The organism is Prosthecobacter sp. (assembly GCF_044227185.1).
Classification (GTDB): domain Bacteria; phylum Verrucomicrobiota; class Verrucomicrobiia; order Verrucomicrobiales; family Verrucomicrobiaceae; genus Prosthecobacter.
Map to the genome: position 1 here is coordinate 166,010 of NZ_JBGAFO010000001.1, position 19,463 is coordinate 185,472.

The window sequence follows — 19,463 nt, forward strand, 5'->3', positions numbered from 1 at the left end:
CTGTCACCTGCCGTCAGAGGCTGAAAATGAGCTGTGGGTGCAGCCGCAAGTGAGGAGTCCATGGCGTCGGGAAATAGACCCGTTTTCAACAAATCGTGGTATAAGCCGCAGGTTCTGACGCCAGAGGAGTTCATGGCGCTGCTGTGAGGATGATGATGAGGACGAGGACTCAGCTTGACCTGGGGCGGGGGGCACCGGAGCATGGGCGGCCTGCATGACGAATCTGCCGACCATCATTGCCTGCCTCGGTCCCGAGGGGAGTTTTTCGCATCTGATCACGCAGATGCGCTTTCCGGACGTGAGCGTGAGCCTGCGAGACAATGTGGGGGATGTGTTTGACTTTCTCTCGGCGCATCCGGAGGCGCGGGGCATCGTGCCGATCGAGAATTCTTCAGGCGGGTTTATCATCGACACGGTGGACCGGCTGGTGGATGCGCGGTGCACGCTGTACATCCTGGAAGAGCTGACGCTGGATGTGAAGCTGGCGCTGCTGGGGCGGAAGGGGGAGGAGATCACGGCGATTCATTCCCATGCGATGCCTTTCTACCATGGGGATGACTGGCTGAAGGCGAACTACCCGGATGTGAAGCGGGTGGTGGAGGCGAGCACGGCGAAGGCGGCGGAAAAGGCGGTGGGGACGCCGGGAGCGGCGGCGATAGGCCCGCGGCAAAACGCGGAGCGGCATGGGCTGGAGATTCTGCACTTCCCCATCGCGGGAGAGGTGCCGAACATCACGCAGTTTTACCTGATCGGCCACACGGCGAACACGCCGGGGCTGGAGCACAACCGGACGGCGCTGGTGGTGGAGCTGCCGGACCGGCCCGGGAGCCTGTGCCGCTTCCTGACACCGCTGAGCGAGAACAACCTCAACATGAAGAGGCTGGAGTCCCGGCCGATCCGCGGGCAGCCGAACAAGTACCGCTTTTACATCGAGATCGAAGGCTCGACCGCGGACCCGCGCGTGCAGCGGGCGCTGAACCAAACGCGCGCGGATGGCGCGACGCTGCGCAGCGTGGGCTCGTACTCGGCTGATCTTCGATTTGAATCCTGAACCCAACCCATGAAGACCCACATCACCTGCCTGCTGGCGCTTTCCGCCAGCCTTGCCTGCGCCGCGCCCACGATCTCCAAGCGTGCGAGCGAAATCGATCCGCGAGCGAAGGAGCATCCGGAAATTGATTTCGTTTTTACGGACAAGAAGGGGAAGCCGCAGGATGTGCAGAATGCCAGCGTGGACACGAGCGTGAAGCCGCAGGGGAAGCTGGTGATCTGGCTGATGGGCCACAGCGCGCCGCTGTTTGAGCGGCTGAACAGCTACGGGCTGCATGCCATCCAGCCGCACTATGCGAACAAGTGGTTTGGGATCATCCCGGCCGACAAACGGGACAGTGGCAAAGTGCTGGGCGACATCCGGCTGGAGGCGACCACCGGCGACGATCACAGCGACCTCGTGAACATCCCGCAGCCCGACGGGATGATGGAGCGCTCCTTCCAGTTTGTAAAATGGCTGGCCAAGGAGCACCCGGAAGGCAAGTGGGAGCAGTTCATCAGCGAAGACGGCAAGGGGCTGCGCTGGGACAAGGTGATCATCTCCGGCTCCTCCCACGGCGCCACGTCCTCCGCGCGATTTGCCAAACATCAAAAAGTGGACCGGGTCGTCTGCTTCTGCGGTCCGCGTGACAACTACGAGACGTGGCAGGCGCTGCCCTCCGCGACGCCGGCGAACCGGATCTTCGGCTTCAGCCATGTGCTGGACGGGGGCTGGACGGGCGACCACTACTGCCGCTCCTGGGAGATGATGGGGCTGAACCAGTTCGGACCGATCGTGGATGTGGACATCAGCGCGCCGCCGTTTCAGAACACGCGGCGGCTCATCACGAACGCGGATGTGGGCGGCAGTGACAAACGCGCCCACAGCTCCGTGGTGCCGGGCGGCGCGGCAGTGAAGGACAAGGATGGCAAGTTCATCCACGAAGCGGTGTGGCGGTATCTCTTCAACCATCCCGTGAATGAAACGGGGACGGCCACGCCGGCTGATCCTGACTGCGTGAAGGATCAGCAGAAGAAGGCCCGTTAACTGACGCCCGGCTCATTGCCTTATTTTTTCGTCACTTCTTTCTTCATCATTCATCTCTTCAATCCACCCAACCCGCCTCATCATCCTCCTCATGCGTCTCTCGATTCGCTCCCTCTCCGTCGCCGCTGTGTTCAGTCTCGGCTCTGTTTTGAATGCTGCTGACAATCCTTTCCTCGGGCGCTGGGCGCTGACGATTCCTGGGGGTGGGGCCGGGTGGCTGGGCGTGGAGTCCAAGGACGGGGCGCTGAGCTCCAGCGTGCTCTGGGGCGGGGGCAGCGTGCTGCCGACGGCGAGCACGAAGGTGGAGGGCGACACGCTGATCGTGACACGCGAGCAGAAGAACAAGGAGGGGAAGCTGAACGCGATCGAGACGATCACGGCGAAGGCCGAGGGGAATGTTTTGAAACTCACGACGGCCAAGAAGAACGCCGCGGGCAAGGACGTGGGGCAGCCGCAGGAGTTCAGCGGGAAGCGCATTCCGGAGGTGCCGCCGGCGCCGGACCTTTCCAAGGTGAAGTTTGGCGAACCGATCCAGCTTCTGAACGGCAAGGACCTGACGGGCTGGCGTCTGCTGAAGGAAGGCGCGGACAACGGCTGGAGCGTGGTGGACGGGGTGCTGCAGAACCGTGTGGTGAAGGCGAAGGACAAACACTTCGGGAACCTGCGCACGGATGCGGAGTTTGAAGACTTCAATCTGAAGACGGAAGTGCGTACGCAGGAGGGGAGCAACAGCGGGATCTACCTGCGCGGGATCTATGAGGTGCAGGTGATGGAGAGCTACGGGCAGCCGCTGGACTCCCACCACATGGGGGCGCTGTATAGCAGGATCACGCCGAGCGTGGCGGCGGAGAAGCCGGTGGGTGAATGGCAGACGCTGGACATCACGCTGGTGGACCGGCATCTGACGGTGATTTTGAACGGGAAGACGATCATCGACAACGCGGCGGTGCTGGGCTGCACGGGCGGGGCGATGAGCAGTGATGAATTCAAGCCGGGACCGATCTACCTGCAGGGGGACCACACGAACGTGGACTACCGGAACATGGTGCTGCGGCCGGTGGTGAAGTGAGGGGTGCGGGGCGGGCACGGGCCGCGGGCGACACCCGCGGCCGTGGGCGCGCGGTGTTGGGCGGGGCTTTGGGCTTTTTTTTGGAGGGGAATGAGGGTGATGGTATCTGGTATGATGTGGTGTGTGAGTTTGCGGGGGCGAGGAGATGATCGAGAGCAGCGGTGAACCGCCGCAGTCCGCGGACGCTGGCGCGCAGCAGAGAGAGCAGAAGCAGGGCGGTGGCGCTCCTGCGCGTGGAGGGTCAGAGGCCGAGGCGCTCTTTGACGGCCTTGATGGCTTTGTGGCGGTTGTCCACGGCGAGCTTTCTGAAGATGCTCTCCATGTGCCGGTTCACTGTATGGGTGGCGATTTCCAGGATCTGCGCGACCTCCGGGTTGCTCTTGCCTTCATAGACCCAGGACATCACCTGCGACTCGCGGAGGGTGAGGTCCAGCGTCTGCAGGCGTTCAATGAAATGATCCGGGGTCTCCTCGCGGACAAGGAGGTAGAAGCGGTCGTCCTTGCAGCGGGCGAGCGAGAGGAGAATGCGGTGGCCTTCCTGCTCGAGCTCGAGCGGAGGGGAGGCTTTCCGGCTGACGTCCGCAAGCTGCTGGAGCCAGTGGCGGATGGCCGGGGGAAGGAAGTAGTGGGCGGCGCCGGGGGCGCGCTCGAGGTCTTTGCCAAAGAACCAGTGGGCCGCTTTGTCGCCCTCGATGATTTCGCCTTTTTCGGTGACGATGAGGAGCTCGCAGGCCTCTGCGGGACGGGGAGCGTCGTTCAGGGTCTTGGGGGCGTATTCGGTGGTCTTGCCCACGATGGAGCTGTGGTGAGGGGGATGCTGGCGTGAGTTGTAAAAAGTGAGGCGCTGATTGGCGATGCGGATTTCATCGCCGTCTTTGAGGCGGCGGGCGCTGTTGAGGCGGAGGCCGTTGACATTGATGCCATTGCGGCTGCCGAGATCGTTGATCCACCAGTCGTCATTCAAGTGCATGAGCACGGCATGGCGACGTGAAGCCTGGACGTTGTTGATGGGAATGTCATTGTCCGAACGGCGGCCGATGAAGCAGGGGCCTGTGAGCGTGTGTACACCGCCGCTCCATTTCAAAAAGGCTGCTTCGTCCCTCTGACGTTCGTTGGCTGGCATGTGATTCATTGTGCGCAGAAGTGGCTGATATGCAACGCGCGGGAAAAAAGTTTGGATATTGGCAGGTCTGCCAATAGCGCGTTTTTCCGACCCCGCCGATGCGTGGCGTTGTTCACCCACGCAAGCATGAAAACCGACACCTTCGCATCCCGCCAGACGCTACAGGAAGTCACCTGCACTGTGTCCAGCAGGGCGGCCGTGAGGAAATCCTGCACCACGGCGGTGAAGGGCTCGCAGCGGCCGTTTTGCATGCTGTGCGTGCACTGTCCGAAGTGCCTGGAGAATCCACATTCGGTGAGCTGTGACCTGTGCGCGGGGTGCCGTGCGTGCTCGCTGCATGGGCGGGCCGGGTGAATTTGGCGAGTTTTTGCCAATAAAAGGGGTGGTGTGGTTCGTTATAGATATAGGCAACTCCTCAAATCTATGAATACGATCCCTGCACCTTTCGAAGGGCAGGCGGCCTCGTTTCAGCACGCCGCCACCGCCCACGACGCCGAAGCGCGTTTCGTCACCCGTAATCTTCACCGTGTCTGGCAGGTCCGCCGGATGAAGGCCACCGCCCTCCGCCCGTTCCGCCAGGCGATTCGTCCGCTGCTTGTGTGGCTGCGACGGGACCATGTGTATGTTCAGAGCGGACAGCAGGGAGCCGCGCCCGTGGGGGTGAAGCTGAAACAGTTTGGATGGGAGACCATCGCGCTGAGCTTCATTCTGGGGCCGCTGGCATTCATCATGCTGCTGCCTCTGCTGATTCTCATCTTCCCCGTGGTGGTGCTCATCGGGCTGGGAGCCTTTGCGGCTTCGGCGATCCAGAGCGACATGGATGATGTGGAGCACCACTCGCTGACGTGGCATGCGATGCACTGAGATGACGTGAGACGAGATGGCGGGCTGGGGCTGTCGCTCCGACCGCGACCGCCTCAGGCGTTTTTTTGCTTTTTCATCACGCGGTAAACCAGCCAGGCGGCGATATTGATGACCGCCATGGCACCGAGGAGCTGTGTCATGGTGGTGGCGAGGCTGCCTTTTCCCAGGCCGCTGCCGACGAGGCAGAAGGCGACATTGAGCGGCAGGTAGCCGAGGAGGGTGCCGAGGAGGAAGCGGGTGTGTTTGACCGGGGTCATGCCGAGGAGGACATTCAGCACGAGGCCCGGCACCATGAGCTGGCGCACCCAGAAGACGCGGAGGACGGAGGGTTTTTTGAGCAGCTTCTTCAACCAGGGCCACCTGGCCGCGCGTGACTCGGCGGCGCGGCGGAAGCCGTGGCGTGAGAGGACAAAGACGCCGTAGGAGCCCAGGGTGGAAGCGACGAGGGAGAGCAGGAGGCCCTGACCAAAACCGAAGACCAGGCCGGCGGCAGCGCAGAGGGGGAGGCGGGGCACGCCGAGCATGACGCCGGCGGCGCAGGCGGCCATGAAAATGGCGTGCGCGCCCCAGCCGAAGTCACGCACCATTTTTTTCCAAACCTGCACGTCATCGATCCAGGCTTTCAACTGCGGGGTGAAATGCGCGAGGGCCATGAAGGCGGCGACGAGCAGGACGGCGTAGAGCACCTGGCGCGTCTCCTTTCCGAGCGCGCGGGAGGTTTCCTGCTCCACCGCGGTGACGATGGAGGCATCCAGCTCTTCAGGCTCCTGGGCGGGGTCGTCGGGGGTGGGAATCATTATTGCAGCTTCCACAGTTTTGCGTCGCTGCGGACATAGAAGGCGCCGCCGGAGAGGGCCGGGGTGGTGAGCACGGTTTCTTTGAGCTCGATTTCTTTGAGCACCCTGCCCTCAGGGGCTTCGGGGTCGATGATCTGGAAGACGCCGCGCTCGCTCACGATGTAGATGCGTTTCCCGGCGGCGACTGGTGAGCCGCTGAAGGGGCCTTTGAGGCGGAGCTTCCATGCTTCATCGCCGTTTTTCACGGCCGCCTTGATGAGGACGCCCGCGCCATTCACCACGTAGATGGAGTCTCCGAGCACCAGGGGGCTGGCGGTGCCGGGGTTCAGCTTTTCATTGCGCCAGAGCTGAGTCACGGAGCCTTTTTCAGGAGCGAGGGCGGTGATGCCGTGGGAGACGGCGTAGAGAGTCTCGCCAGTGCCGACGCTGGAGGGGATGGTGCTGGCGCCGTCGGTGTAGTCCCACACGGTTTTTCCGGTGGCGGGGTCAACGGCGAGGATGCCTTTGCTCGACTGCAGGGCGACGGTGTTTTTCCAAACCGTGGCGCTCGTCCAGTTGGCGGCCTTCGGGCGCTCCAGCTTCCATTTGTTGCGGCCGGTGGCCACGTCGAGACCGGCGGCGAAGGATTCGCTGTCGTTCTCGCTCTGCACGACGAGCGTGCCGTCGATGACCACGGGCGACTGGGACATGCCGAGGCTGTTGCTGGCGTTGGCGTAGTCAAATGTGAGTCCGCGCAGCCAGAGGAGGTTGCCATCGAGATCAAAGGCGAAGAGGTCGTTTGAGGAGAAGAGGGCAAAGATGCGCTCGCCATCGCTGCATGGCGTGTTTGCGGCCACGGAGGTTTTCGGGTGGGTCATGGTGCGGCCGGTGGTGCGCATGGCGCGCTCCCAGCGCGTGGTGCCGTCCGCGGCATTGAAGCAGAAGACGTGGAGCGTCTCCTGGCCGGGGCCGCTGGAGCAGGTGACAAAGACGCGGTCTCCGACCACGATGGGGGCGGAGAGGCCGCGGCCGGGAAGATCGGCAGTCCACGCGACTTTCAGATCATCCGCCGGCGCTTTTTCCGTGGAGACGGCGGTGGCGTTTGGTCCGCGGAACTGCAGCCAGTCGGCACGCGCGAAGGAGGAAAGATACAGGCTGAAAGCTAGAACAAGAGTGGTGGTTTTCATGGCTTGAGAGGGGGCTTTGATGGATCAGTTCTTAGCGAGGATGGCGGTGCCGGTGGCATCGCAGATGCGCAACTGGAACTCCCATTCCACGGTCCACTGCTCGGTCTGCTCGTTCTGGCAGCACTTCACGAGGATGGTGTTCTTTCCCTTCTTGAGCTGGCAGGGCATTTTGTACTGGTCCAGCTTGGCGCCGCGGTGGTATTCGTCGCGGGCGAAGAGGAGCTCGCCATTGAGCCAGACTTTCCAGCCGTTTTTGCAGCCGATGCGGATCTCCGCCGGGCGGTCCTCGGTGCTGAAGAAATCGGTGGCGGCGTAGCCCACGACGCTTTTTTCCATGCCGAAGGGCTTGTTGAAGTCGATCTTGCCGTACTCGTCCTTGCTGGTGAAGTCCACCCACTTTGCCGCCTTGCCCTTGCCTTCGTAGGTGGCATCAAACTTCAGCTCTTTTTCGGGCGGGTACACGGTGTCGAAGCCGGTGCGGTCCGCATTGCTGAAGGGCGCGATCATCTTCCAGCTCATGAGGAAGCCGAAGTGTTTTGGCAGGTCCACCTTCTGGCCGAGGTCGCGCAGTTTTTTCGTGAGGGTTTTGATCTGGTCTTCATCCCGCGCTCCGCCCAGCCCTTTGCCATAGGCGACGATGGCGGCGTCCTTGTCCTTCTTTTCCAGAGCCGCATCACCGGCCTCGATCAGCTTTGCGACCGGGTGGCGGCGGAGGTCGGAGCTGGGGTCTTCCAGCAGGGTGGGTGTGAGCTCCTCCGCCAGCTTTGAGTCCGCGCGATGGATGAGATCAAAGGCCACCACACGGGCGCCGGGGCTGTTTTTGGTGTCTTTTAAAAAGGCCACGAGCGCCGGGACGGGGAGTTTTTTTGCCTTCAGGGCCGCGTCAGCAATGACCCCCACGGCGGTGCGCAGCCAGTTTTCCGCGAGAGGATTCGCGCCGTTCATGCCTTTCAGGACTTCGGGAAGAGAAGATGCATCCGCCTTTACGATCTCCTGCCAGGCCTTGGCCGCCGCCTCATTCCCCTGCCCTTCCTTCTGGACTGACCGGAGCGTCTCGATGGGTTTGGAAAGATCCGCCGCGTGCAGGGAGGCAGCGGCAAGGAGAAGCAGGCAGACGAGGCGGGATTTCATAGGGTAAGACGGGCAAACTTTCACAAAGTACGGCCCGCGCCAAGCTGGAGTTTCGTTGCAATCTTGAACCACTGGCGGCGCGCGGGGTGATTCAGCGCGCTGTCTTCACCCGAAAATAGCCCAGCACGCCGCCCGGGTGCCGGACGCAGATCTAAATGCTCTCTGTCTGGCAGCTCTCTGGTGCGCCCGTCGATCGGTGTCATGAGAGCCATTTTAAGCTCCGGCACTGCTTTCCAAGACTCAATTTCACTCTGCAAACCTCATCACCCGCCTGCGTCCTCGACACCGGCCAATTCGACGCCACTATAGGCGCCCCCTTTTTTCCAAAAAATGCTCTCCGTCTCCAATGTCAGCAAAACCTACGCCGGCCGCACGCTCTTCAGCCAGGTGTCGTTCCACATCAACCGTGGTGAGAAGATCGGCCTGATCGGCCCGAACGGGGCGGGCAAGTCCACGCTTTTCTCCCTGCTGCTGCAGGAGACGGTGCCGGATGAGGGGAAGGTGGTGATGGAGCGGGGGCTGGACTTCGGCTTTCTGCCCCAGGAGAGCGCCCCCATCGACGACGTGACGGTGCTGGAGCTGGCGACCGGGCATGTGGACGAGCATTCCCGCTGGGAGGTGGAGCCGAAGGCGAAGCGCATTCTGAGCGGGCTGGCCTTCCGGGAGTCGGACTTTGAGCGCAATGCGCGCACGCTGAGCGGCGGCTGGGTGATGCGTGCGCACCTGGCGCGGCTGCTGGTGCAGGAGCCGGACCTGCTGCTGCTGGACGAACCGACGAACCACCTGGACCTGGAGTCCCTCATCTGGTTTCAGACGTACCTGCAGAGCTACCCGGGGGCGATCCTGATGATTTCGCATGACCGCGAATTTCTCAACGCGCTCTGCGACAGCATCCTGGAGATCGCGCACAGCAAGATCAACCGCTACACGGGCAACTACGATGACTACGTGCGTGAAAAGTCCGCGCGCATGGAGCAGATGCAGGGCGCGTATGACAACCAGCAGCGCGAGCTGGCGAAGATGCAGGCGTGGGTGGACAAGTTCAAAGCGAAGGCGAACTTTGCCTCCCGCGCGCAGGACAAGGCGAAGATGATCGACCGCATCGAGAAGATCGACGCGCCGGTGGCGGACGCGAAGACGGTGAAGTTCCGCTTTCCGCAGCCGCCGCGCAGCGGGCAGCGGGTGATCCGTCTGAAGGGAGTGGACTTTGCATATGGCGCGCAGCCTGTTTACACGGGGCTGGATCTGGAGATCGAGCGCGGGCAGCGCACGGTGCTGGTGGGGCCGAACGGCGCGGGGAAGTCCACGCTGCTGAAGCTCCTGGCGGGAGCGCTGAGGCCGCAGGCGGGGACCTACGAGCTGGGGCACAATGTGAAGCTGGGGTACTTTGCGCAGTATCGCGGAGATGTGCTGAACATGAAGCACACGGTGCTGCAGTCCGCGATGGACCTGCCGAGCCGGCCGGGGGAAAACATGAGCCGCACCCTGCTGGGGTCCTTCCTCTTTCACGGGGATGATGTCTTCAAGCCGGTGGGGGTGCTGAGCGGGGGTGAAAAGTCACGGCTCGTGCTGGTGCGCCTGCTGCTGGATCCGCCGAACTTTCTGCTGATGGACGAGCCGACGACGCACCTGGACATGGGCAGCATCGACGCGCTGATCAACGCGCTGGAGCAGTATGAAGGCACGCTGGTTTTCATCAGCCATGACGTGCACTTCATCCGCCAGATGGCGAAGAGCGTGCTGCATGTGAGCGCGGGCATCACCACGCCGTATGCGGGTGATTACCAGTACTACCTGGACAAGACGAAGGCGGGCTCCGCCCGCGAGGCGCTGACGGCCACGCTGCACAACGCCCAGCCGACGTCTTACAGCACCAGCACCGGCGCCGGCGCGCCCGCAGTGAAAGAGCCCCCCAAGAGCAAGCAGCAGCGCCGTGCCGAAGCCGATGCGCGCAACGCCCGCAGCAAGGCGAAGAAGGAGCTGGACCTCCGCGTCTTCCACACCGAGCAGGAGCTGGCCACGCTGGACAAGCGGAAGCACGAGATCGTGGCTCTGCTTCAGCAGGAATCGACGTATGCGGACGCCGCGCTGTTCCGGTCTCTCAACACGGAGCTTGAGGGCCTGGAGGAAAAGATCACCAAGGTGACCGCCGACTGGGAGAAGGACACGGAAGCTCTGGAGGCGATCAACAACGCGCCGCCTATTTAGGGGAGGATCACTTTAAATAATAACATGGCCAACCGAGTGGTGAAAAACACTCACTGGTATCGCGAAAGCGGCAGCAAAGTGGTCCGCACAGTCCTCTGTGGGGTATCTGGGCCGCCGTGCACGCTCGAACCGCACAGAGGACTGTGCGGACCACTATGTGCGCCAGCCTTTGGCTTGCGAAGCCTCTGCAGTTCCGCAAGGCTATGAAATAATGTAAAATGCTCTAAGCGGACGCAGAAGCTGTCATCCCCGCCAGCCTTTCAAAGTCCACCTGATGCTGCTGCGCCTCCACATTTCTGCGCATCACCTCCAGGCCCGCTTTGAATGAGCCAGCCGCCGACTCTACATCCAGCGTCCGGTGGTAGTGGATGTAGATCACCGCTTCCCGCAAAAGGAAGAAGCGTTTGAGAGCCAGCGCTCCGATGGCATGAAACGGCCCTGCTGCTGCGGCGTATCCTTTCCACAGTCCCGCCCAGAGGGGCGCGATGCGGTCATTCAGGCCTTCATCGGCAAACTGATTGAGCGTCCGGCAGTAGATCGAGTCGTAGAGGATGGTCGCAAAGTCCTGCGCGAAGTGGCCGTGCTCGCAGTTGTCGAAGTCGAAGATCCACAGACGGTCGCCGTCCAGAAAGCAGTTTCCCAGGCAGGCGTCACCATGCACGAGCCCGTAGGTTTCCGGAGTCAGCGGCAGATCTCGCAGCTTCATCATCAGGTCCGCGACACTTTCTAGGAAGGACGGGGGCAAGCGCCCGCGCAGCTCCGCGACGTCCTCCCGCAGCAGACGTGACTCATGCCAGGGAGGCCGGGCCTGCGCGGCATGGTCCGCAGGCAGATGCCGCGTGTGGCGGTGCAGCCCGGCCAGCAAGTCCCCCAGTTTCTCATAAACCGGCGGGGCAATGTCCTCCGGCACGATCTTGCGCCCGGGCGCGTGCTCAAAGCATGTGACGATGTGGCTGGTGTCTCCTATGCGCAGAGACAGAAAGGGTTCTCCATTCAGGGCCGGGACCGGCCGGCAAACACGGACTCCCTGAGCTGCGAGAAAACCGATCCAGGCGAGTTCGGCCTCCACCTGGGCAGGAGTCCGGTGTCTGCCGGTGGAGATTCTCAGAATGCCTCTGCCTTCCCTGCGCTGGCAGAGGTACACATGGTTCTGATTGCTCCGCACGAACTGCAGGTCGCCGGGTGTCAGCCCATAGGGCTGGCAGAGCAGAGCCAGGAGATCTTGCTGAATCATGGCGCAGAGCTTTCGGTGATCACCGCCTCGATGCGGTAGCCGTCGGGATCGATGACAAACGCTGCATAGTAGTCTGGTCCATATTCTGGATGCAGGCCTGAGCAGCCATTGTCCGTGCCGCCGTGCGCCAGTGCCGCGGAGTGAAAGGCATCCACCGCCTGGCGTGAAGAAGCGGCGAAGGCGACATGAAAACCATCTCCCGGCACGGCTGCGTTTTGCGGACGCAGCTTGAGCGCAAAGACATCTTTTCCCGGCTCGCTGCCGTAGCCGATGAAGGTGTCATCCTGCCAGACGCGGCCATAACCCAGCGGCGCGAGCACGGCGTCATAGAAGACCGCGGAACGTGCGATGTCGGTGACGGCAAAGGAGAGATGGTGAAGCATGATTCTTTACCCCATTCACCCCGCTTCTAGGCCACGGTGCAAATCTGGACGCCCTGCTTTAATGAGGCGAGCTTGTCCGGGCGCTTCGGGATGAACTCCTGGCCGAGGTAGCCGGTGTAGCCGGTCTCCTGGATGGCCTTGATGATGGCGGGGTAGTTCAGCTCCTGCGTTTCATCGATCTCCGCACGGCCGGGGACGCCGCCGGTGTGATAGTGCGCGAAGTATTCGTGGTCGCGGCGGATGGTGTCGATGACGTCTCCCTCCATGATCTGCATGTGGTAGATGTCATAGAGGAGCTTGAAGTGAGGGGAGCCGATCTTCTTGCAAAGGGAGACGCCCCAGGCGCTGTGGTCGCACATGTAGCCGGGGTGGTTGACCTTGCTGTTGAGGAGCTCCATGACGAGGGTGACGCCGAGTTTTTCGCAGAGGGGCATGAGCCGCGCGAAGCCCTGGGCGCAGTTTTCGAGGCCCTGAGTGTCGTCCATGCCATCGCGGTTGCCGCTGAAGCAGATGACCTGCGTGAAGCCGGCTTCGGCGCTGGTTTTGAGCAGGGGCTCGTAGGCCTGCACGAGGAGATCGTGATGCTCGGTGCGGTTCCAGCCCTTCGGGATGGGGCCGAGCTTCACGCCGCCGGGGGCCTCGATGGTGGGATAGCTGACCATGGCGCAGTGGAGGCCGTGCTTTTTCACGGTGGCAAAATCTTCGGGGTTCAGGAGCTCCACGGACTGGAGACCGATGTCCTTCGCGGCCGCGCAGAAGTCCTCCAGCGGGATCTGCTTGTAGCACCATTTGCAGACGGAGTGCTTCACCTTTCCCATGCCGGCGCCGCCCGCGGCTTTGTCAGCGGCTGCGAGCTGTGAACGCAGCAGACCCGTGAGGGCGCTGACGCTGGCGAGGGTGCTGAACTGGCGGCGGGAGAGGGTGGATGGTGTCATACGCGCAGCCTACACGGATGAGGGGCGGGATTCCAAGCCTAGAATCAGGGAGGGACGCTCGGAATGGGGCCGGGAGTGCGACAGCAGACTGTTTTTCGGAAGCAGCGGGCTCTGGATTTCAGCGCGGGTTCGCGTTGATTGGAGGGATGCGCCGCCGCTGGAAAATTTTTCTTATCTCCCTGCTTGTTTTGGCGGCGGCGGGATGGTGGGGAGCGCCGTGGCTGGTGGGGCTGCCGGAGGGGCTGCTGAGGGAGCCGGCGACATCGACGATTTATTTGGCGCGGGATGGGACGCCGCTGCGGCATCTGCTGGATGAGAAGGGAAACCGCGCCGCGCCGCCTGTGAGGTATGCGGAGATGCCGCGGGCGCTGGTGCATGCGCTGCTGGCGGCGGAGGACAAGCGGTTCTTTTCGCACGGGGGCATTGACCTGCTGGCGGTGATGCGGGCGGGGTGGGACAATGCGAGGAGCGGGAGGATTGTTTCGGGGGCTTCGACGATTCACCAGCAACTGATCAAGAACACGACACCGCAATCGGGGAAACGCACGCTGTGGGTGAAGGTGGTGGAGGCGCTGCGTGCGCGGCGGCTGGCGATGTCTTGGAAGCGTGAGGAGGTGCTGGCGGCGTATGCGAACCGGGTTTCGTTTGGCAATCTGATGACGGGAGCTGCGACGGCGGCGTCGGGTTATTTTCACAAGCCGCTGGGGGATCTGACGCCGGCGGAGTGCGCCCTGCTGGCGGCGCTGCCGCAGTCGCCGGCGCGGCTGAATCCGTTTCGGAATCTGGAGGGTGTGCTGCCGAGGCAGCGGCGGATTCTGGACAAGGTGCATGAGCTGCACTGGCTGAGCGATGAGGAGCATCGCGTGGCTTTGGAGCAGAAGATCGTGCTGCAACGTTTCAGCGGCGGATTTGAGGCCCCGCATGCGATTGAGATGCTGCGGGGGGCGGCGAGTGGCGCGACGGTGAGGACGACGCTGGATGCGACGCTGCAGCAGCAGGTGGAGACGATTATGGCGGCGCGGCTGGAGGCGCTGAAGGGACGGCATGTGACGCATGGGGCGGTGGTCATCATTGAAAACGCGACGGGTGAAGTGCGGGCGCTGGCGGGATCGCGTGATTTCTTTGCGAAGGATGGCGGGCAGCTCAATGGGGCGTGGGCGCCGCATTCGCCGGGGTCGGCGATGAAGCCGTTTACGTACCTGATGGCGTTTGAACGCGGGGCGACGGCGGCGAGCATCGTGGCGGATCTGCCGGTGGAGTTTGGGACGGCGTCGGGGACGTACAAGCCGGAGAATTTTTCGCTGCGGAGCTATGGGCCGATGACGTACCGGTATGCACTGGGAAATTCGCTGAATATTTCGGCGGTGCGGGTGCTGGACTCGATTGGTGGGGCGGAGACGCTTCTGCCGAAGCTAAGGGAGCTGGGGCTGAGCACGCTGGAGGAGGATGCGGCGCATTATGGGCTGGGGCTGACGATTGGGAATGCTTCGGTGCGGCTGGTGGAGCTGGCGAATGCGTATGCGTGTTTGGCGCGGCTGGGGAAATTCAAACGATGGACGCTGGTGCAGGATGACGGGGCTGCGGAGGAGCGAAGAGTTTTTGGAGAAAATGAGAGCTGGCTGATCGCGGATATTTTGAGCGACAATCAGGCGAGGGAGATGTCGTTTGGGGGGTGGTCGGTGCTGCGGCTGCCGTTTAAGTGCGCGGTGAAGACGGGGACGAGCTCGACGTTTCGTGACAACTGGACGCTGGGGTACACGCCGGAGTTTACGGTGGGGGTATGGGTGGGGAATTTTGACAACACGCCGATGCAGGATGTGAGCGGGGTGACGGGTGCGGGGCCGATCTTCAAGGATGTGATGCTGCATTTGCACAAGGGTCATGCCATGAGCTGGTATGCGACTCCGAAGGAGGTGGTGCGGGCGCGGATTGATCCGCGGACGGGGAAACGGCTGACGCCGCAGTCGCCTCCGGCGCGGGTGAGCCGGGAGGAGTTTTTTATCTCGGGGAAGCTGCCGCCGGTGGCGCAGGCGGGAGACTATGATGCGAAGGGGCGGGCGATTTTGCCGCGTGAGTATGCGGAGTGGATCGGCAGCAGCGGGAACTGGCTGGGGGATCTGGTGACGACGGCGGAGACGGAGACGAGGCCCGTGCTGAAGATCACGAATCCGATTCCGGGGACGGTCGTTATTCTTGATCCGGACATTCGGAACCATGGGAGCCGTTTGTTATTGCAGGCGGTGGGCGGGGCGAGTGTGAAGTGGAGCTGTGAGACGCTGGAGCTGCGCAGCGAGGGGGCGCATACGTTTGCGATTTTGAAGACGGGAAGGCATGAGATTGAGGTGAAAGAGGAGGCGGGTGGGAAGAGGGCGAGGACGTTTGTGATTGTGAGGGAGGAGTGAGGCTATCACTATGCCTGCGAGCATGTCTGTAAGTGACAATTGCATCTCAATGACCAAGTCGCGTATATCCGTGCAAAGCTTTAATATAACCGAGCATTCAGATTAGGTTTTAGATTGAAGCTTGCCTGACCGCCTGATAACTTTTGTCTCACATCACTACCTTTTACAAGAAACTCGGACCATGGAACCATTCGCACAGCCTTCCCCAGAAGACCTCCCGCATTCTGATGATTTCCACGAGGCACCCGGACCTCCAGAATACTCAATCAACAATCTTTGCGAAGACCACCCAGCCCTTGTAAAACGCCTCGTCAAATTTGAAAGATCCTCCGCAATTCGACTAATCGCGTCTTTAGAGACAATTCCCGATTTGCTCGATAACACACTTCTGATCGAGGCTCTCCTACATCTAGCCGTCAAGTGCTGCCACGGAACTAAAAAGGCCACCATTTCGGATCTACAAATTTGGGTTGCGGATATTCGAAACTCACCAATAGCACTTCAAGAAGACCCTCCGGAGGACGCTTTTGTCGGCTATATCTGCACCCGAAACGGTGGTTTTCGTGTTTTCGGGGGAATTTATTCTCACGTAGACTTTATCTTGGAAAGACTCTTGATCTTCCTTGGCGAAAAAATTGATTTTCCGAGCTTTGGCGATGCCTACGCATCGGTTTTGGAACTCCTCAAGCTAAGCGAATCAGTTGCTAGTGATTTGAATTTGATTCGCTATTCAGTAGGCAATCCCTCTATTGAATCTCTATCCTTACCGACAGCAGATGAACTGGAATGTCATGCCAACGCCATCTACTTCGACACTTCACGCCTTGATATCCTGGGAATTACTGATGCAAAGTTGGTCCCATTTATTTTCGATCTTACTAAAATTGAAGAGTTAGGATCAGCGCCCTTATTTGGCTCTCCACTGGAAAAGCGTCCACTTATCCGTGCCCCTTCCGGGCTTATTATCGCCTCACCCACTTCGCTGTGCCGTGCAGCCATCACTCACGTACTAGAGGTTGCACCAAATCTTGGCGGCTGGGCCAACACTTTTTTCGAAAAAGAAAGCGCCGAGTTCTTCTGCAACCGAATTCTCAAACGAATCGGCATTACATTGGAAGTGGATTTCAGGCTTCCAAGTCCACCACCCAATCTTCCTCCGCTATATGCTGTCATTGGTCAATTCGACTATGGGATGCCGGTGCTTGCTTTGACAATGACTTCGCCACTAACCCAAGGAAGCGATCTCGAAGAGGTCGAATCTTTTAGTGATGAACAATCGGTCGATCTTGCACGTTATATTTCTAATTGCTGTACCGCTTGCGAAAACATCAATGGGTTTAAAGGTGGAATGGTATTGCTTGCGTTTTCAACTATTGGGAAGCCTATTGGATTTGGACTTGGAGATATCAATCCAGGGTGGCGTTTCTACTCTGCCGATCTTGCCGACTGGCAAACACTTACCTTCGACCATGATTTCAGCGCCAAACGGTTGTGGTATTTGAGCGAGCAAGAAAATCTCGCAGAAAAAGCCAATATAAAAATCCTAAATTTTAGCGGACTTCTTAACCTGTACGGCATGTGGAAGCATCAAAATTTTGCTCTTCAGCCGCTGAACATGCATCCTCGCAATCTCCACAATATGTTGGTGATTGAAGGAAATTTCGCGCAGAAAATCAATGTAGAGCTAAAAACGATCAGAGATCGTCACTGTCGGCTTTTCGTGGATGGAATTACCTGGGTTGAGTTGCACCGCCAAGAAGCGGGTCTGAATCCCGATTTGAGCACCAATCATGTGTATTACGACTATGAAACGGCAGGCGCTGGACTTCTCCGTAGTTGTATAGAATATGGTAACGTCTGTTGGTGGATCGACTCAGTGCATCGACCAAAAAGCCCTTCTGCTCTTAACCTTGTTTTCCGTTTATGGGAGTGCGTTTGCAATTGGGCTGAACGTGTACTGTTTTCACTGGAAAAGGAACATCGAGATGAAATTTCTAGCAACCTAAAACTCGAGCTTTATTTCCCAAACGCGGATAACTGGAACCTATCCACCATCCCAGCATCCACTAGCGAATTAGGAGATTTGACACTAACGATTGATCGACATTCAAAATCAGCTCGCTTGGTATTTGAAGAAGGGTTTATGAACAAATTTTATCGCCCAGACAACTTAGCAGAGTCTAAAATTGTGTCTGTTCTCATCGCGGCCGCCGTGGAGATATCCGAAGCCAACATATCCAACGCAGAAATAGAGAAACTTATTCTCAAAATAACAAAGGACAAAAATTCCCGATTTTTTCATGTTATTCAAGCTTCAACGTTAGAATCCGTGATTGCATCGCCAGAAAATGCAAAGCCCGTCATGATTCCAGAGGAGGAAACCGCTCGGATTGGTGTTGGCCTAGCTTATACGGTGGATGACAATCCACCGAAAAAAATCACAGACGCCGATGAAGCAAGAATATTTTTGGATAAGGTCGTGGCTGGAATTCAAGCAAGGCTCTCCTCTCGATTGAAGCAGTTCTGGATCCTTCCTGTAGTGTCTTATTCGTTCTCTCAGTTGGATGAGTTGTCAAAAAGTGGCTCTCGATGGAGCCTTTCGACTCGATCGCTCCTTTCTTTGGAAGATAGGGCTGACTGGCTTCGTGAGCGACTTCGGAATGAAAGTGGTCGTTTGGCGCTGACTGAGATTACTAACAGGGCACTTATTGAGACAGCCGTGTATTCATACAGTCCCGAAACGAAAGAGATCATTTCACAAACCCAACACGCGTCCCTACTCGCAGAATTGGCGGTCATGATTGAATTGGCAAACTACCGAGACGCTGTTGCTGCTGGCTTTGTCGAAAGCAACATCACCATCCATCCTAATGGGGTGATTGAATATGCCGATTCATTCCAACAGGAAGTTGTGCAACCGTATCTGAAGTCAAGAATCGACGACAAGATTCAATGGGACGCAGATGCCTACGATGAGAATTTTGACGTTTCCGATGATAGGGATGAGGAAGCCGTAGTGGAATGTCCCCGCGAAGAAGTCCCGGAAATTGCTGCCTTTCAGAAGGCATTTTGTGCGGAATTTGGCTTCCCTTATGATGCTCTCTCTAAAATCATCGAAATATTCACTGGATTTGCAATAAAGTGCGGAGATGGAGGGGGCACCTTAGAATCACTGCTTTTCATGTCCCTGCTGAAGAAGGGCGGTGGTCTCTCCGAGCCCCAAGTGGAATCATTTATTAATCGGTTCGTGCTTCCAATCAGGCCAGCATGGAATAAGAATCTTCCGAAGGGATGCGACATAAATGATGTGCTCCCTTGGCGCTATTTCCGTGGGCTTTCGGTTTTGGTTCGCCCCTTTGTAGAGATTTCCCGATCACCGAGACAATTTGCGATCTCGGCGCCGCATCTCCATCGTTGGCATCGTTACCTTAGTCAGTCGATCTCTCAGGGACATCTTCCTGAAAGGCTTTTCAAGTCCGAAGAAATGAAGAGATATCTGGGCAGTGTTGCACACAGGAAGGGCCACGAATTTGCAAAAAATGTCGCCGAAGTGGTCGCCGAAACGCTCCCAGATTTGAAGGTGGAGATCAAGATGAGTGCGTTGGGTGCTCCCCAGTCTCCGGACTTGGGTGACATCGACATTCTAGCGTGGAGTCCAAGGGGGAAAATTGTGTTTTTGATCGAATGCAAGCGCCTCAAAACAGCCCTTACAGTTCGTCAGGTGATACAGCAGTTAGAGGAGTTTCGAGGGGATCCAACCAACTCTCAGGATTCTCTGGTTAAGCACCAACGGAGGGTCGATTGGCTCAAGAATAATCCCTTCGGAGTCGCGAAGCTCACCGGTATCTCACCTGAGCTAATCCGCTGGAAACCACTACTGGTCACAAGTGGCAGAGTCCCTATGTCTTATCTCGATGCGATTGAGTTTTCTAGGGATCAAGTGGTTCCATTTCAGGATCTTGCAACTCAACTTCCAAAAGTCATCAAAGACGCCGAAAAAGGCACGTGATTTAAAAGAGCTCGTTCTGCCTTCTCGCTCCCAAACCATATTATTTGACGTTGGTCACGATGCCC

At 59.2% G+C, this 19,463-nt stretch carries 16 protein-coding genes; 7 read left to right on the forward strand and 9 right to left on the reverse strand.

The features are described from left to right. Window positions 1-214 precede the first annotated feature (214 nt). The 3 genes from ACILSQ_RS00540 (at window position 215) to ACILSQ_RS00550 (ending at window position 3,146) form a co-directional block, all read left to right on the forward strand. Complete coding sequence (locus ACILSQ_RS00540) at window positions 215-1,051, forward strand: prephenate dehydratase (RefSeq protein ID WP_395741611.1); 837 nt, start codon at window positions 215-217, stop codon at window positions 1,049-1,051. A gap of 9 nt (window positions 1,052-1,060) precedes the next feature. Then, window positions 1,061-2,077, forward strand: a complete 1,017-nt coding sequence (locus ACILSQ_RS00545) for a BPSS1187 family protein (protein ID WP_395741612.1) — start codon at window positions 1,061-1,063, stop codon at window positions 2,075-2,077. Window positions 2,078-2,168: 91 nt separating this feature from the next. Next, window positions 2,169-3,146, forward strand: coding sequence for a DUF1080 domain-containing protein (locus ACILSQ_RS00550; RefSeq protein WP_395741613.1), 978 nt, complete (start codon window positions 2,169-2,171; stop codon window positions 3,144-3,146). Window positions 3,147-3,387: 241 nt separating this feature from the next. Here the strand turns inward: ACILSQ_RS00550 and ACILSQ_RS00555 are convergent, their stop codons facing one another. Then, complete coding sequence (locus tag ACILSQ_RS00555) at window positions 3,388-4,269, reverse strand: FHA domain-containing protein (RefSeq protein WP_395741614.1); 882 nt, start codon at window positions 4,267-4,269, stop codon at window positions 3,388-3,390. Between the two features lie 5 nt (window positions 4,270-4,274). Then, window positions 4,275-4,520, reverse strand: a complete 246-nt coding sequence (locus ACILSQ_RS00560) for a hypothetical protein (protein ID WP_395741615.1) — start codon at window positions 4,518-4,520, stop codon at window positions 4,275-4,277. A 172-nt stretch (window positions 4,521-4,692) separates the two neighbouring features. On the opposite strand from ACILSQ_RS00560, the gene ACILSQ_RS00565 reads away from it, so the two are divergent. Beyond that, window positions 4,693-5,133 carry a hypothetical protein gene (locus ACILSQ_RS00565; protein ID WP_395741616.1) on the forward strand — a complete coding sequence of 147 codons (441 nt, stop codon included), beginning with the start codon at window positions 4,693-4,695 and terminating at the stop codon, window positions 5,131-5,133. Between the two features lie 53 nt (window positions 5,134-5,186). Here ACILSQ_RS00565 and ACILSQ_RS00570 read toward each other — a convergent pair whose 3' ends face one another. From ACILSQ_RS00570 to ACILSQ_RS00585, 4 genes are read right to left on the reverse strand one after another with little or no spacing between them, the layout of a single operon-like run. Continuing rightward, a complete protein-coding gene (locus ACILSQ_RS00570; protein ID WP_395741617.1) occupies window positions 5,187-5,930 on the reverse strand; it encodes a TVP38/TMEM64 family protein in 744 nt (247 codons plus the stop codon). Then, the gene (locus ACILSQ_RS00575) at window positions 5,930-7,096 is read right to left on the reverse strand and encodes a PQQ-binding-like beta-propeller repeat protein (RefSeq protein WP_395741618.1); all 1,167 of its coding nucleotides are present in this window, start codon (window positions 7,094-7,096) and stop codon (window positions 5,930-5,932) included. The genes ACILSQ_RS00570 and ACILSQ_RS00575 overlap by 1 nt, the downstream gene beginning before the upstream one ends. 24 nt (window positions 7,097-7,120) lie before the next feature. After that, window positions 7,121-8,227, reverse strand: coding sequence for a hypothetical protein (locus tag ACILSQ_RS00580; RefSeq protein WP_395741619.1), 1,107 nt, complete (start codon window positions 8,225-8,227; stop codon window positions 7,121-7,123). A gap of 20 nt (window positions 8,228-8,247) precedes the next feature. Continuing rightward, window positions 8,248-8,430 carry a hypothetical protein gene (locus ACILSQ_RS00585; RefSeq protein ID WP_395741620.1) on the reverse strand — a complete coding sequence of 61 codons (183 nt, stop codon included), beginning with the start codon at window positions 8,428-8,430 and terminating at the stop codon, window positions 8,248-8,250. Window positions 8,431-8,557: 127 nt separating this feature from the next. Between ACILSQ_RS00585 and abc-f the strand changes: the two genes are divergently transcribed. Beyond that, entirely contained in the window at window positions 8,558-10,435 is a 1,878-nt protein-coding gene (gene abc-f, locus ACILSQ_RS00590) for a ribosomal protection-like ABC-F family protein (RefSeq protein WP_395741621.1), read from the forward strand. A gap of 223 nt (window positions 10,436-10,658) precedes the next feature. Here abc-f and ACILSQ_RS00595 read toward each other — a convergent pair whose 3' ends face one another. Genes ACILSQ_RS00595 through ACILSQ_RS00605 form a run of 3 tightly spaced genes read right to left on the reverse strand, consistent with a single transcriptional unit; the run spans window position 10,659 to window position 12,987 of the window. Continuing rightward, a complete protein-coding gene (locus ACILSQ_RS00595; protein ID WP_395741622.1) occupies window positions 10,659-11,669 on the reverse strand; it encodes a phosphotransferase enzyme family protein in 1,011 nt (336 codons plus the stop codon). Continuing rightward, the gene (locus ACILSQ_RS00600; RefSeq protein WP_395741623.1) at window positions 11,666-12,052 is read right to left on the reverse strand and encodes a VOC family protein; all 387 of its coding nucleotides are present in this window, start codon (window positions 12,050-12,052) and stop codon (window positions 11,666-11,668) included. The genes ACILSQ_RS00595 and ACILSQ_RS00600 overlap by 4 nt, the downstream gene beginning before the upstream one ends. A 26-nt stretch (window positions 12,053-12,078) precedes the next feature. Continuing rightward, window positions 12,079-12,987, reverse strand: coding sequence for a hydroxypyruvate isomerase family protein (locus ACILSQ_RS00605; protein WP_395741624.1), 909 nt, complete (start codon window positions 12,985-12,987; stop codon window positions 12,079-12,081). Window positions 12,988-13,133: 146 nt separating this feature from the next. Here ACILSQ_RS00605 and pbpC point away from each other — a divergent pair, with 146 nt between their 5' ends. Beyond that, window positions 13,134-15,389, forward strand: coding sequence for a penicillin-binding protein 1C (gene pbpC / locus ACILSQ_RS00610; RefSeq protein WP_395741625.1), 2,256 nt, complete (start codon window positions 13,134-13,136; stop codon window positions 15,387-15,389). A 181-nt stretch (window positions 15,390-15,570) separates the two neighbouring features. Further along, window positions 15,571-19,398 (forward strand): hypothetical protein, encoded by a 3,828-nt coding sequence (locus ACILSQ_RS00615; protein ID WP_395741626.1) that lies wholly within the window; start codon window positions 15,571-15,573, stop codon window positions 19,396-19,398. Window positions 19,399-19,463: the final 65 nt, after the last annotated feature.